The sequence below is a fragment of the Pseudomonas sp. P7548 genome (assembly GCF_013386585.1).
Classification (GTDB): domain Bacteria; phylum Pseudomonadota; class Gammaproteobacteria; order Pseudomonadales; family Pseudomonadaceae; genus Aquipseudomonas.
On record NZ_JACARO010000036.1, the window covers coordinates 47,621 to 62,080 of the forward strand.

Here is a 14,460-nt window from a genome sequence, read left to right on the forward strand (position 1 = left end):
CCGCCGCTCCCACATGGGAATGCATTTCAAATGTGGGAGCGGGCTTGCTCGCGAAGAGGCCTTCAAGGCCAGCAAAAAAACTAATTGAAGGAACCCCCCATGCAAACCTGGCAACACTCGGTGATCTACCAGATCTACCCAAAAAGCTTCCACAGCCACGCGGGTAACGCCACCGGTGACCTGCTGGGGATCGTGGACAAACTCGACTACCTCCAATGGCTGGGCGTTGACTGCCTGTGGATCACCCCGTTCCTGCGCTCGCCGCAGCGTGACAACGGTTATGACATCAGCGACTACTACGCCATCGACCCCAGCTACGGCACCATGGCCGACTGCGAACTGCTGATCAGCGAAGCGGCCAAGCGCGGCATCAAATTGATGCTCGATATCGTGGTCAACCACACCTCCATCGAGCACGAGTGGTTCCAGCAGGCGCGCAGCAGCCTCGACAACCCTTACCGCGACTTCTACATCTGGCGCGACCAGCCGAACAACTGGGAATCCAAGTTCGGCGGCTCGGCCTGGGAATACGAGGCGCAAACCGGCCAGTACTTCCTGCACCTGTTCGACCACACCCAGGCCGACCTCAATTGGGACAACCCCAAGGTGCGCGCCGAAGTGTTCAAGCTGATGCGCTTCTGGCGCGACAAAGGCGTAGGCGGCTTCCGCCTGGACGTGATCAACCTGATCTCCAAGCCCGCCGATTTCCCGGAAGACAACACCGACGGCCGCCGTTTCTACACCGACGGCCCGAACGTGCACGAGTACCTGCAGCAAATGCACCGCGAAGTTTTCGAAGGGCATGACCTGATCAACGTTGGCGAGATGTCCTCCACCAGCCTCGAACACTGCATCCGCTACTCGCGGCCGGAATCGAGAGAGCTGTCGATGACCTTCAACTTTCATCACCTGAAAGTCGATTACCCGAACATGCAGAAATGGGTGAAGGCCGACTTCGATTTCCTGCAACTCAAGCAGATTTTTTCTGACTGGCAACTGGGCATGCAGGCCGGTGGCGGCTGGAACGCGCTGTTCTGGTGTAACCACGACCAGCCGCGGGTGGTCTCGCGCTTTGGTGACGACGGCGAACACCGCGTGGTCTCGGCCAAGATGCTCGGCACCGCGCTGCACTTCCTCCAGGGCACACCCTATGTGTACCAGGGTGAAGAGCTGGGCATGACCAACCCGGGCTTCGACAGCATCGCGCAGTACCGCGATGTAGAGACCCTGAACATCTTCCGTCTCAAGCGCGATGCCGGCGAGTCCGAAGCCTCAAGCATGGCGGCGATCAAACAGAAATCGCGGGACAACAGCCGCACGCCGATGCAGTGGAACACCCAGGCCAATGCGGGTTTCAGCACCGGGGAACCGTGGATCGGCATCCCCGCCAACGCGGCGCAGATCAACGTCGAAAGCCAGCTGGACGATCCGGATTCAGTGCTGCATCACTACCGCGCACTGATTGCCCTGCGCCGTAATGAGCCGCTGATCCAGGAGGGCGTTTACCGCCCACTGCTGCAAGACCACTTGCAGGTCTGGGCGTATTTGCGCGAAGGCCACGGCGAACGCTTGCTGGTGCTCAACAACTTTTACGGCACGCCCTGCGAAATCCAACTCCCGGACGGTGTGATCAATCCGGCCGCCGAGCAACGCCTGGTGATCAGCAACTACCCCGACTGCCCGCAGCGTACCGCCACGGTTGCCTTGCGCCCCTACGAATCCTTCGTCCTGCACCTGAAGGACTGAAACACCGCTACCCCATGTAGGAGCCGGCTTGCCGGCGATAGCGTCAGTTGAATCGCCATCGCCGGCAAGCCGGCTCCTACAAGGGCGCGTGCACCACGCAATAACAATAAGAAAAACATTAGGAGTGCTTCATGAAAACAACAATAAAGCTGGGCCTCGTTGCATCCTGTTTGAGCCTGCCGTTGGGCGCTCAGGCCTTGGAGTTTGCCGGTTACCTGCGCAGCGGCGCGGGCACTTCAACGGGCAGTGGCAAGCAGCAGTGCTTCCAGTTGCCGGGGGCGCAATCCAAGTACCGTTTGGGCAACGAATGCGAACAGTATGCCGAGCTGGAACTGCGCCAGGACCTGCTGACTCTCGACGATGGCTCGGTGCTGAGCGTCGACGCCATGGCGTCCCTCTACAACAAATACGACCGTGCCCTTAAATTCCAGGGCGACGACAACGGCTCGGCGCGCATGCCGCAGATGTATGCGCAGTGGTCCAACTTGCCCAGCCTCAATGGTGGCTCGGTGTGGGCCGGTCGGCGCTACTACAAACGTAACGACATCCATATCTCCGACTTCTACTACTGGAACCAGAGCGCCACGGGCGGTGGTATCGAGGACGTGTTGATCGGCGACCTCAAGTACAGCTACGCCATTTCCCGCAAGGACAACCTGTACCAGAAGGAATACGCCACCCGTCATGACTTCAACGTGGCGGGCTTCAAGACCAACCCCGGCGGTGAGCTGGAGTTCGGCTTGAGCTACATCGAAAAAGCCGGTGGCCGCGACACCAACAGCGGTTGGGCGATCACGGCGCAGCATGTGCAAAAGCCTTTCCTGGGCGGCAAGAACAAATTCGCCCTGCAATACGGCGAAGGCCCTGGGACCGGCTTGGGCTACACCGGCGACACCACCCTGGACAACAGCAGCAAAAGCTACCGCGCCGTGGAGTTCTTCGACTGGCAGGTGACTCCGCGCTTTGGCGGGCAGATCGAGGCGGTGTACCAGAAAGACATTCGCCCAGGCAGCCAGGACCAGACCTGGATGTCCATCGGGGTGCGCCCCGCGTATGCCATCAGCGAACAGTTCAAGCTCGTCACTGAACTCGGGCACGATCAAGTCGACGCTACCGGCGGCACGCGCAAACTGAGCAAATTTACTTTCGCCCCGACCTGGTCGCCCAAAGGGCCCGATTTCTGGGCGCGGCCGGAAGTGCGTTTGTACTACACCTATGCAACCTGGAACGAAGCGGCCAAACGCGCGGCGAATGAACTGGCGGCGGGTTCGGCGTTGTCCGACACCGGCTCCTACGGCACGGCGCGGCATGGCTCCAACTTTGGTGTGCAAGTCGAATATTGGTGGAAATAAGAATGTGGGTATACGCGGACTAATGTGGGAGCGGGCTTGCTCGCGAAGGCGGTCTGTCAGTCACGGATAAGTTGACTGACCCACCGCCTTCGCGAGCAAGCCCGCTCCCACAGTTGATCTTCGTTGTCCCAGGATCCGCATCCAGCCAATGATTTTTACAGAACAAAACAGCAGGTGAAGTCATGACCGCAACGCAACCCCTGGAACTGCTGGCGCCCCTGTCCGGTGTGCTGCTGGCGCTGGACACGGTGCCCGATCCGGTGTTTTCCAGCCGCCTGATCGGCGATGGCCTGTGCATCGACCCCACGTCGCAGACGCTGTGCGCGCCGCTGGCCGGGGTGATCAGCAATATCCAGGACAGTGGTCATGCGGTCAGCGTTACCGATGACAATGGCGTGCAGGTCCTGATGCACATCGGCCTGGACACCGTGAACCTGGCTGGCCAGGGCTTCACCCGGCTGGTGCAGGAAGGCCAGCGGGTGGCGGTGGGCCAACCGCTGATCGAGTTCGATGCCGACTATGTGGCGCTCAATGCCCGCAGCCTGTTGACCCTGGTGCTGGTGGTCAGCGGCGAGCCGTTCACCGTGTTGGCTAACGGTCTTGTGGAAGTGGGCCAGCCGCTGATGCAGGTTTCTCCGGGTGAGGCCATTGAAGCGACAGATGAAGAGGAGGGCGACGCACTGTTCTCCAAGCCACTGACGTTGCCCAATGCCAACGGGTTGCACGCGCGGCCTGCGGCGGTGTTTGCCCAGGCGGCCAAAGGCTTTAACGCGAGTATTTACCTGCACAAGCAAACCCAGAGCGCCAACGCGAAATCCTTGGTGGCGATCATGGCGCTGCAAACTGCGCACGGCGACACCTTGCAGGTGAGCGCGGCAGGTGAGGACGCCGAGGCGGCGATCAAGGCGCTCGTCACCCTGCTGGTCGAAGGTTGCGGGGAGACGGTCGCGGCAGTGGCCGAGGCGGTCGAAGCGGTGGCAGCGGTGTCGTCGGCAACCTTGCTGCGCGGCGTCTGTGCTTCGCCGGGTTCAGCCTTTGGCCAGGTGGTTCAGGTGGTAGAACCCGAGCTGGCGATCACTGAACAGGGCGCCGGTGAAGCCGCCGAACGCGCTGCGCTACAACGTGGGCTGCTGGCGGCAACCGAGGCGTTGCAAGCCCTGCAAGCCAAGGCCGCCGGCAGCGCCCAGGCCGAGATCTTCCGCGCCCATCAGGAATTGCTCGAAGATCCGACCCTGCTTGAACATGCCCACCGCCTGCTGGCCGAGGGCAAAAGCGCCGCGTTTGCCTGGAACAGCGCCACGGTCGCCACCGCCGAGCAGTTCAAGGCGCTAGGCAATACACTGCTCGCTGAACGGGCGGCAGACCTGGCCGATGTGGGCCAGCGTGTGTTGAAACTGATCCTTGGCGTTCAAGACAGTGCCTGGGATTTACCGGAGCGCGCGATCCTGATCGCCGAGCAACTGACCCCGTCACAAACCGCCAGTCTCGATACGCGCAAAGTGCTGGGTTTTGTCACGGTCGGCGGCGGTGCCACCAGCCACGTGGCAATCCTCGCCCGGGCCCTCGGCCTGCCCGCCATCTGCGGTGTATCGCTGCAGGTGCTGTCGCTGGCCAACGGCAAACAGGTATTACTGGACGCCGACAAAGGCGAACTGCACCTGAACCCGGACCTGGCTGAAATCGAGAGGCTTGAAGCGGCGCGCCAACAGCAGACGCTGCGCCGTCAGCGTGAAGTCGCCCAGGCATCCTTGCCCGCCACGACCCGCGACGGTCATCACGTTGAAGTCACGGCCAACGTCGCCTCGCTGCAAGAGGTGGAGCAGTCCCTGGCCCTTGGCGGCGAAGGCGTCGGCCTGCTGCGTTCGGAGTTCCTCTACCTGGACCGCAACCGGGCGCCAAGCCCCGAGGAGCAGGCTGGCACCTACACCGCCATCGCCCGCGCCCTGGGCGCCGAGCGCAACCTGGTGGTGCGCACCCTGGACGTCGGCGGCGACAAGCCATTGGCCTATGTGCCCATGGAGGCGGAAACCAACCCGTTCCTAGGGCTACGCGGCATTCGCCTGTGCCTGGAGCGTCCTGAACTGCTGCGCGAACAGTTTCGCGCCATCCTCGCCAGCGCCGGTTTTGCTCGGCTGCACATCATGCTGCCGATGGTCAGCCTGCTGTCGGAACTGCACTTGGCGCGCAAGATCCTGGAAGAGGAGGCGGCAGCACTCGGGCTCAACGAGTTGCCGAAGCTGGGCATCATGATCGAGGTGCCCTCGGCTGCGTTGATGGCCGATGTGTTTGCACCCCATGTGGATTTCTTCTCCATCGGCACCAACGACCTGACCCAATACACCCTGGCCATGGACCGCGATCACCCGCGCCTGGCCAGCCAGGCCGACAGCTTTCACCCAGCGGTGCTGCGCCTGATCGCCACCACGGTCAAGGCCGCCCACGCCCATGGCAAGTGGGTGGGCGTGTGCGGCGCGTTGGCGTCCGAAGCCTTGGCTGTGCCGGTGTTGATCGGGCTGGGCGTGGATGAGCTGTCGGTCAGCGTGCCGCTGATCCCGACCATCAAGGCCACCGTGCGCGAGCTGGACCTGGCCGACTGCCATATCATCGCCCGCCAGATCCTGGGCTTGGAAGAAGCCGCCCAAGTGCGTGAGGCGTTGAGCCAATACCACGCGGCCACCGTTGAATCCTCATCTGTTTTGGAGCACTGAGCATGTTCGAGAAATTGCAGCGAGCGTTTTGGAAAGCGCTGACGCCGGATCTGATTGCCGAGACGGTCGCCGCCCCGGTGCAGAATGAGTTGTCGGCAGGGGTGCTGAGCGCGCTGGGGGGGGCGGATAATCTTAAGTCGCAGCAGCGTGTGGCGCTGACACGGGTGAGGGTGCAGTTGCAGGATGCGGGGCGGTTGGATGAACAGGCATTGAAGGCAGCCGGTGTGCCGGGTGTGATGGTGTTGGCCGGCGGGGTCGTACACCTGATCACAGGTCTATAAGGCGACACGAACAAAATGTGGGAGCGGGCTTGCTCGCGAATGCGTAGCGTCAGTCGCTATATATACTGACTGATCCACCGCTTTCGCGAGCAAGCCCGCTCCCACATGGGTTCTGCAGTGTTCTTACAACTGCGGGTTGTCTTCCGGCGGCTTGGTTTTGTCGATGCCCGGCACATGCAGGTTGCCTTCCACCACCTGGTTGCCTTCCAGCTGCGGCTGGGTCACCCAGGTGAGGATGTCGTAGTAACGCCGGATGTTCGCCACAAAGTGCACCGGCTCACCACCCCGCGCGTAGCCGTAGCGGGTCTTGCTGTACCACTGCTTCTGCGACAGGCGTGGCAGCATCTTCTTCACGTCCAGCCACTTGTTCGGGTTCAAGCCTTCGCGCTTGGCCAGGGTGCGGGCGTCGTCGAGGTGGCCGGTGCCGACGTTGTAGGCGGCGAGGGCGAACCAGGTGCGATCCGGTTCGGCAATGCTGTCGTCCAGTTCGTCCTTGATCTTGGCCAGGTACTTGGCGCCCCCCATGATGCTTTGCTTGGCATCCAGGCGGTTGGACACGCCCATCGCCTGGGCGGTGTTCTGGGTCAGCATCATCAGGCCGCGCACGCCGGTCTTGGAGGTGACGGCCGGTTGCCACAGCGATTCCTGGTAGCCAATGGCTGCCAATAGCCGCCAGTCGACCTTCTCTTCCTTGGCGTAGGTCCGAAAGTGCTTCTCGTACTTGGGCAGGCGTTGCTGCAAGTGCTGGGCGAAGGTATAGGCGCCGACATAACCGAGGACATCGACATGCCCGTAGTAGCGGTCTTTGAGACGCTGCAGGGTGCCGTTCTTCTCGACCTTGTCCAGGTAGCTGTTGATCTCGTTGAGCAGGCTGTTGTCGTCACCTGCCGCCACGGCCCAGCTCTGGTTGCTGGCGTTGCCGAGGTCGAAGGCCACGCGCACGTTGGGGAAGTACACCTGGTTCATCGCCACTTCGTTGGAGTCCACCAGGGTCAGGTCGATCTGGCCCTCGTCCACCATGCGCAGCAGGTCGACCACCTCAACGGCGTCGGATTCTTCGTATTCAATCGCAGGATTCTGCTTTTTAAGCGCCGCCAGTTGCTCGGCGTGGGTGCTGCCCTTGAGCACCATGATCTTCTTGCCTACCAGGTCTGCCGCGTTGGTCGGGCGGGACTGGCCGTTGCGGTAGATGATCTGCGGGGTCACTTCCAGGTAAGGATGGGAGAAACGCACCTGCTGCTGGCGCTGCTCGCTGCTCACCAGGCCTGCGGCCGCCAGTACCGGGCCGTTGGGCTTGCCCAGCTGGCCGAACAGGTCGTCAAGGTTGTCGGCGGTCTCGATCTCCAGCTTGACCCCCAGGTCATCGGCAAAACGCTTGACCAGTTCGTATTCGAAACCGGTTTCACCGTTGCGGTCCTGGAAATAAGTGGCCGGACTGTTACGGGTAACCACCCGCAATACGCCATCCTCCTTGATTCGCTCGAGCGTGCTGGGTTTATCAACACAGGCGCTGAGCAACAGGAAGAGTCCGGTGGCGAAGAGCCATTTGGCGCATCGCGGGCGCAAAGCAGTAGGGGAGAACATCTGCGCAGTATACGCAAACGGCCCACGGCGCCATATCTCGACAGCGTGGGACTTGTCTGCTAGCCACCGCAAAAGCGTGCTGCAGCCCGCAGAAATGGGGCTTGGCGGGCAATTGTGACGGTTAAAATAACTGCGCGGAATGTCCGGGATAACGCCCCGATACTGTGCAAACCGTGCCAACTGACGTCCGGCAGCGGCCACCGGTGCCGTTTCGGGTGCCGTTGGCGATGGTTTACGCTAGAATGCACGGCCTCAAAGCACACCCCCTTCCCGAGGCTGTCCCGAAGATGTTGATCCTGCGCGGCGCTCCTGCCCTTTCTGCCTTTCGCCACAGCAAACTCCTTGAGCAACTGAGCCAGAAGGTTCCAGCTGTTACAGGCCTGTACGCTGAATTTGCTCACTTCGCCGACGTTACCGGCGTATTGACCGCCGACGAACAGCAAGTGCTGGCGCGCCTTCTGAAGTACGGCCCAAGCGTTCCCGTTCAAGAGCCGACTGGCCGCTTGTTCCTGGTTCTGCCACGGTTCGGCACCATCTCGCCCTGGTCGAGCAAGGCCAGCGACATCGCCCGCAACTGCGGCCTGGAAAAAATCCAGCGCCTGGAGCGGGGTATCGCCTTCTACGTCGCCGGCCAGTTCAGCGATGCCGACGCCGAGCTGATCGCCAGCAGCCTGCACGACCGCATGACCCAGATCATCGTCAGCCAGCTGGAACAGGCTGCCGGCCTGTTCAGCCACGCCGAGCCCAAGCCGCTGACCGCGATTGACGTGCTCGGCGGTGGCCGCGCCGCCCTCGAGAAGGCCAACACCGAACTGGGCCTGGCCCTGGCCGAAGACGAGATCGACTACCTGGTCAACGCCTTCAATGGCTTGAAGCGCAACCCGCACGACATCGAACTGATGATGTTCGCCCAGGCCAACTCCGAGCACTGCCGTCACAAGATCTTCAACGCCAGTTGGGACATCGACGGCGAAAGCCAGGAAAAAAGCCTGTTCGGCATGATCAAGAACACCTACGTGATGCACAGCGAAGGCGTTCTGTCGGCTTATAAGGACAACGCCTCGGTAATCGTCGGCTCCGTCGCCGGCCGTTTCTTCCCGGACCCTGAGACCCGCCAGTACGGCGCGGTGCAGGAGCCGGTGCACATCCTGATGAAGGTTGAAACCCACAACCACCCGACCGCGATTGCCCCGTTCCCGGGCGCAGCCACCGGTTCCGGTGGCGAAATCCGTGACGAAGGTGCCACCGGCCGTGGCGCCAAGCCAAAGGCGGGCCTCACCGGTTTCACCGTGTCCAACCTGCAGATCCCGGGCTTCGAACAGCCGTGGGAAGTGCCGTACGGCAAGCCTGAGCGCATCGTTACTGCACTGGACATCATGATTGAAGGCCCGCTGGGCGGCGCTGCATTCAACAACGAATTCGGCCGTCCTGCGTTGACGGGCTACTTCCGTACCTTCGAACAGTCCATCACCACCCCCCGTGGCGATGAAGTGCGCGGCTACCACAAGCCGATCATGCTGGCTGGCGGCATGGGCAACATCCGTGAAGAACACGTCAAGAAAGGCGAGATCCTGGTCGGCTCCAAGCTGATCGTGCTCGGCGGCCCGGCGATGCTCATCGGCCTGGGCGGCGGCGCGGCTTCCTCCATGGCCACCGGCACCAGCTCGGCAGACTTGGACTTTGCTTCCGTACAGCGCGAAAACCCAGAGATGGAGCGTCGCTGCCAGGAAGTCATCGACCGTTGCTGGCAGTTGGGTGACAAGAACCCGATCAGCTTCATCCACGACGTCGGCGCGGGCGGTCTGTCCAACGCCTTCCCGGAACTGGTCAACGACGGTGACCGTGGTGGCCGTTTCGAACTGCGCAACATTCCAAACGACGAGCCGGGCATGGCCCCGCACGAAATCTGGAGCAACGAATCCCAGGAACGCTACGTACTGGCCGTCGGCCCAGAAGACTTCGCGCGCTTCCAGGCCATCTGCGAACGCGAGCGCTGCCCGTTTGCCGTGGTCGGCGAAGCCACTGCCGAGCCGCAACTGACCGTGACCGACAGCCACTTCGGCAACAGCCCGGTGGACATGCCGCTCGAAGTGCTGCTGGGCAAAGCCCCGCGCATGCACCGTTCGGCGGTACGTGAAACCGAGCTGGGCGACGACTTTGACCCAAGCACACTGGAACTGGCCGACAGCATCGAACGTGTGCTGCACCATCCGGCTGTGGCAAGCAAAAGCTTCCTGATCACCATCGGCGACCGCACCATCACTGGCCTGGTTGCCCGTGACCAAATGGTTGGCCCATGGCAGGTTCCAGTGGCTGACGTTGCCGTCACCGCCACCAGCTTTGACGTCTACACCGGTGAAGCCATGGCCATGGGCGAGCGTACCCCGCTGGCCCTGCTGGACGCCCCGGCGTCGGGCCGCATGGCCATTGGTGAAACCCTCACCAACATCGCGGCGTCGCGCATCGGCAAGCTGTCCGACATCAAGTTGTCGGCCAACTGGATGTCCGCTGCCGGTCACCCGGGTGAAGACGCGCGCCTGTACGACACCGTTAAAGCGGTCGGCATGGAACTGTGCCCTGAGCTGGGCCTGACCATTCCGGTGGGCAAGGACTCCATGTCCATGGCCACGCGCTGGAACGAAGACGGTTCGGACAAGAGCGTCACCTCGCCGTTGTCGCTGATCGTCACCGGTTTTGCGCCGGTCACCGACATCCGCCAGACCCTGACCCCGCAACTGCGCATGGACAAGGGCACCACCGACCTGATCCTGATCGACCTGGGCCGTGGCCAGAACCGCATGGGCGCCTCGATCCTCGCGCAGACCCATGGCAAGTTGGGCAAGCAGGCACCGGACGTCGATGACGCCGAAGACCTAAAAGCCTTCTTCGCGGTGATCCAGGGCCTCAACGCTGACGGCCACCTGCTGGCTTACCACGACCGTTCCGATGGTGGCTTGCTGACCAGCGTCGTGGAAATGGCCTTCGCCGGTCACTGCGGCTTGAACATCGTGCTCGACAGCGTTGCCGAGGATGCGTCTGAAATCAACGGCATCCTGTTCAACGAAGAACTGGGTGCGGTGATCCAGGTTCGCCAGGACGCAACGCCAGACGTACTCGCACAGTTCAGCGCCGCTGGCCTGGACGATTGCGTGGCTGTGATCGGCCAGCCGATCAACAACGGCGAGATCAACATCTCGTTCAATGGCGATACCGTGTTTGCCGGCCAGCGCCGCTTGCTGCAACGCCAGTGGGCTGAAACCAGTTACCAGATCCAACGCCTGCGTGATAACGCCGACTGCGCCGAGCAGGAATTCGACGTGATCCTGGAAGAAGACAACCCGGGCCTGAGCACCAAGCTCAGCTTCGACGTCAACCAGGACATTGCCGCGCCCTACATCAAGAAAGGCATCCGCCCACAAGTTGCCGTACTGCGTGAGCAGGGCGTCAACGGCCAGGTGGAAATGGCGGCCGCGTTCGACCGCGCCGGCTTCAATGCGATCGACGTGCACATGAGCGACATCCTCGCCGGTCGCGTTGACCTCAATGAGTTCAAAGGTCTGGTGGCCTGCGGCGGTTTCTCCTACGGCGACGTGCTGGGTGCCGGTGAAGGCTGGGCCAAATCGGCCCTGTTCAACAGCCGTGCCCGCGACGCGTTCCAAGGTTTCTTTGAGCGCAACGACAGCTTCACCCTGGGTGTGTGCAACGGTTGCCAGATGATGTCCAACCTCAGCGAACTGATCCCGGGCAGCGAGTTCTGGCCGCACTTTGTGCGCAACCGTTCCGAGCAGTTCGAAGCCCGTGTCGCCATGGTACAGGTGCAGGAGTCCAACTCGATCTTCCTGCAAGGCATGGCCGGTTCGCGCATGCCGATCGCCATCGCCCACGGTGAAGGCCATGCCGAGTTCGCCAGCGAAGAAGCGTTGCTGGAAGCCGACCTGTCCGGTTGCGTGGCCATGCGTTTCGTCGACAACCACGGCAAGGTCACCGAGACCTACCCGGCCAACCCGAACGGTTCGCCGCGCGGGATCACCGGCCTTACCAGCCGCGACGGCCGCGTGACCATCATGATGCCGCACCCGGAGCGCGTGTTCCGCGCCGTGCAGAACTCGTGGCGCCCGGAAGAGTGGAACGAAGACGGCGCCTGGATGCGCATGTTCCGCAACGCCCGCGTGTGGGTGAACTAAGGCGGTGTACAAGCTCGCCTTCTTCGTACCCGCAAGCCACGTGGAGACGGTGAAAACCGCCGTCTTCGCTGCCGGCGGCGGGCGCATCGGCAACTACGACAGCTGTGCCTGGCAAGTGCTGGGCCAGGGCCAATTCCGCGCGATGGACGGCAGCCAGCCGTTTATCGGGCAGATTGGCCAGGTTGAAGTGGTTGAGGAATGGAAGGTTGAGCTGGTGGTGGCGGATGAGTTGATCGTGGCTGTCGTGGCTGCGCTCAAACTGAGCCACCCGTACGAGACACCGGCGTATGAGGTGTGGCAGTTGGCGGATTTCTGATTCGCACGCTGCAAAAACAAGAAACCCGCTGGGCCAGTTTGGTCAGCGGGTTTTTTGTTGGCTTTACGAGCCTATTCGCGAGCAAGCCCGCCGAAACCTCACCCGTTAGTCACAAGCGCCTTTATAGTTGCGGCGCTTTTTCATGGTCGCCATTTATGGTGGCTGTGTGCGGGAGACCTTCGGGTCTACAGCCCAAATCCCCCGTCTGACGCTCACCCCACCGACCAACTCTTCACCGTACGGCTCAGTCTCGATAGCGAAACCTTACTCGCCAATGCCGCCCAGGATATTGCGTCGGCACAGGCTCTGACGGGGCACCTGGCCTTTGAGATCGATGGCGTCCAACGAGAGATCGCGCTGGCAGTTCACCGTATGCTTGAAGGTATCCAGTTGATGGTGGATAGGGTGTTGGATTTGAATGACATTTCTAGTCTCAACACTCCAGTCGCCAGTTAAGGCTAATCGCAGGCAAGCCAGCTCCCACATTTTGAATGTATCCACAGATCAAAAATGTGGGAGCCGGGCTTGCCCGCGATGTGGCCAGTTCAGGCAAGGATCAATTAAGCCCCAGCCCCAATCTGGCGGCCACTGACCAACCGCTCCAACGCCTCGCTCAATCCCGAGGCCTTGTCACCGATCAACAGGTGCCAAACGCCGCTTTCCATCTGGCTGACCCCTTGGCAGCCCAGCGCGGTCAGATCGGTTTCTGACAGCACCGAATCATCCCCCAATTCCACCCGAAGCCGCGTCATCGCCACGGCTTCGAGCTGGCGCACATTTCCTCGACCGCCCAGTGCGTTCAACCATTTCTCGGCTTCCTGCACATTCACCGCCACCGGCTTATCCACAGGCGCAACCGCAACAGGCGCGCTGGCCACAAACGACGGCATGGCCAAACGAATCTCATCGGCAATGCTGTCGGCCATCGGTCCGACCACCACCTGCAAGCTCCCGCCATTCCCCGGCCGAACCACGGCCATGGCGCCGAGTGCTTTCAACTCCGCATCCACCGCCTTGTTGCGATCCACCATGTCCAACCGCAGGCGCGTGGTGCAGGCACCGACGCTCAGCAGATTCTCTGCACCGCCCAAGGCCTGGATGTACGCCGTGGCGCGCTGGTTATTACTCATCGCCTCAGCCTGCACCACCTGGATATCTTCCCGCCCCGGTGTCTTCAGGTTAAAGCGGCGAATGCAGTAGTTGAACACGCTGTAGTAGACCACCGCATAGACCAAGCCCACCGGGAACACCAGCCAGCCATTGGTGGACTTGCCCCAGCCCAGCACCATGTCGATAAACCCACCGGAAAAGGTAAACCCGAGGTGGATATTCAGCATATTGGTGACCGCCATCGACAGGCCGGTCAGCACCGCGTGGATCAGATACAAAAACGGCGCGAGGAACATGAACGCGAATTCAATCGGCTCGGTCACCCCGGTCAAAAACGAGGTCAACGCCATCGACAGGAAAATCCCGCCCATCACTTTACGGCGCTCCGGCAAGGCATTGCGGTACATCGCCAAACAGGCCGCCGGCAGGCCGAAGAGCATCACCGGGAACATGCCCGTCATGAACTGGCCACCTTTCGGGTCGCCAGCGAAGTAGCGAGTCAGGTCACCCGTCACCACCGCGCCGGTCACCGGGTCGGTGAAGCTGCCGAACACAAACCAGGCCATGTTGTTGAGGATGTGGTGCAGGCCGGTGACGATCAGCAGGCGGTTGAACACGCCAAACACGAAGGCGCCGAAGCTGCCGCTTTCCATCAGCAGCACGCCGAAACTGTTGATGCCGTGCTGGATCGGCGGCCAGATGAGGCCAAAGATCACGCCCAGTGCAACCGCCGAGAAACCGGTGACAATCGGCACAAACCGCCGCCCGCCGAAGAAGGCCAGGTACTCCGGCAGCTTGATGTCCTTGAAGCGGTTGTACAGCCCGCCCGCCATCAGGCCGCTGGCGATACCGGCGAGCATGCCCATGTTGATGGTGCTGTCCATCACCTTGAGGGTAGAGATCATCACCAGGTAACCAATTGCCCCGGCCAGGCCCGCGGTGCCGTTGTTGTCGCGGGCAAAACCCACGGCAATACCAATGGCGAAGATCAGCGCCAGGTTGGCGAAGATCGCTTGCCCCGCGTCGTGCATCACCGCGATGTTCAAGAGATCAGTGTCACCCAGGCGCAATAGGAGGCCGGCGATCGGCAGGATCGCGATCGGCAGCATCAGTGCACGGCCCAGGCGTTGCAGGCCTTCGATGAAATGTTGGTACATGGCGAGTCTCCCTTTTCTTGTT

Annotated in this window: 9 protein-coding genes; 7 read left to right on the forward strand and 2 right to left on the reverse strand. The window is 61.8% G+C overall.

The window, feature by feature from the left end; genetic code table 11:
• Positions 1-99 precede the first annotated feature (99 nt).
• From treC to HX803_RS14970, 4 genes are all read left to right on the forward strand, one after another.
• Complete coding sequence (treC, locus tag HX803_RS14955) at positions 100-1,746, forward strand: alpha,alpha-phosphotrehalase (protein ID WP_178921647.1); 1,647 nt, start codon at positions 100-102, stop codon at positions 1,744-1,746.
• Between the two features lie 131 nt (positions 1,747-1,877).
• On the forward strand, positions 1,878-3,098 hold the full coding sequence (locus HX803_RS14960) for a carbohydrate porin (protein ID WP_176994404.1): 1,221 nt from the start codon (positions 1,878-1,880) through the stop codon (positions 3,096-3,098).
• Between the two features lie 182 nt (positions 3,099-3,280).
• Positions 3,281-5,806 (forward strand): phosphoenolpyruvate--protein phosphotransferase, encoded by a 2,526-nt coding sequence (gene ptsP, locus HX803_RS14965; RefSeq protein ID WP_178921648.1) that lies wholly within the window; start codon positions 3,281-3,283, stop codon positions 5,804-5,806.
• Positions 5,807-5,808: 2 nt separating this feature from the next.
• The gene (locus tag HX803_RS14970) at positions 5,809-6,087 is read left to right on the forward strand and encodes a PTS transporter subunit EIIB (protein WP_178921651.1); all 279 of its coding nucleotides are present in this window, start codon (positions 5,809-5,811) and stop codon (positions 6,085-6,087) included.
• Between the two features lie 123 nt (positions 6,088-6,210).
• On the opposite strand, the gene mltF is transcribed toward HX803_RS14970, so the two are convergent.
• Positions 6,211-7,671 (reverse strand): membrane-bound lytic murein transglycosylase MltF, encoded by a 1,461-nt coding sequence (gene mltF, locus HX803_RS14975; RefSeq protein WP_178921653.1) that lies wholly within the window; start codon positions 7,669-7,671, stop codon positions 6,211-6,213.
• Between the two features lie 287 nt (positions 7,672-7,958).
• On the opposite strand from mltF, the gene purL reads away from it, so the two are divergent.
• From purL to HX803_RS32745, 3 genes are all read left to right on the forward strand, one after another.
• Complete coding sequence (gene purL / locus HX803_RS14980; RefSeq protein WP_178921840.1) at positions 7,959-11,855, forward strand: phosphoribosylformylglycinamidine synthase; 3,897 nt, start codon at positions 7,959-7,961, stop codon at positions 11,853-11,855.
• Positions 11,856-11,859: 4 nt separating this feature from the next.
• On the forward strand, positions 11,860-12,171 hold the full coding sequence (locus tag HX803_RS14985) for an NIF3 1 (protein ID WP_016971954.1): 312 nt from the start codon (positions 11,860-11,862) through the stop codon (positions 12,169-12,171).
• 162 nt (positions 12,172-12,333) lie between these two features.
• On the forward strand, positions 12,334-12,627 hold the full coding sequence (locus tag HX803_RS32745; protein ID WP_256732867.1) for a DUF6124 family protein: 294 nt from the start codon (positions 12,334-12,336) through the stop codon (positions 12,625-12,627).
• Positions 12,628-12,731: 104 nt separating this feature from the next.
• Here the strand turns inward: HX803_RS32745 and nagE are convergent, their stop codons facing one another.
• Positions 12,732-14,438, reverse strand: a complete 1,707-nt coding sequence (gene nagE, locus HX803_RS14990; RefSeq protein WP_178921655.1) for an N-acetylglucosamine-specific PTS transporter subunit IIBC — start codon at positions 14,436-14,438, stop codon at positions 12,732-12,734.
• Positions 14,439-14,460 lie beyond the last annotated feature (22 nt).

Excerpts from the sequence above, each read along its gene's own strand:
- treC (WP_178921647.1), top strand. The coding sequence starts at position 100 with ATGCAAACCTGGCAACACTCGGTGATCTACCAGATCTACCCAAAAAGC.
- HX803_RS14960 (WP_176994404.1), top strand. The coding sequence starts at position 1,878 with ATGAAAACAACAATAAAGCTGGGCCTCGTTGCATCCTGTTTGAGCCTG.
- ptsP (WP_178921648.1), top strand. The coding sequence starts at position 3,281 with ATGACCGCAACGCAACCCCTGGAACTGCTGGCGCCCCTGTCCGGTGTG.
- HX803_RS14970 (WP_178921651.1), top strand. The coding sequence starts at position 5,809 with ATGTTCGAGAAATTGCAGCGAGCGTTTTGGAAAGCGCTGACGCCGGAT.
- mltF (WP_178921653.1), bottom strand. The coding sequence starts at position 7,671 with ATGTTCTCCCCTACTGCTTTGCGCCCGCGATGCGCCAAATGGCTCTTC.
- purL (WP_178921840.1), top strand. The coding sequence starts at position 7,959 with ATGTTGATCCTGCGCGGCGCTCCTGCCCTTTCTGCCTTTCGCCACAGC.
- nagE (WP_178921655.1), bottom strand. The coding sequence starts at position 14,438 with ATGTACCAACATTTCATCGAAGGCCTGCAACGCCTGGGCCGTGCACTG.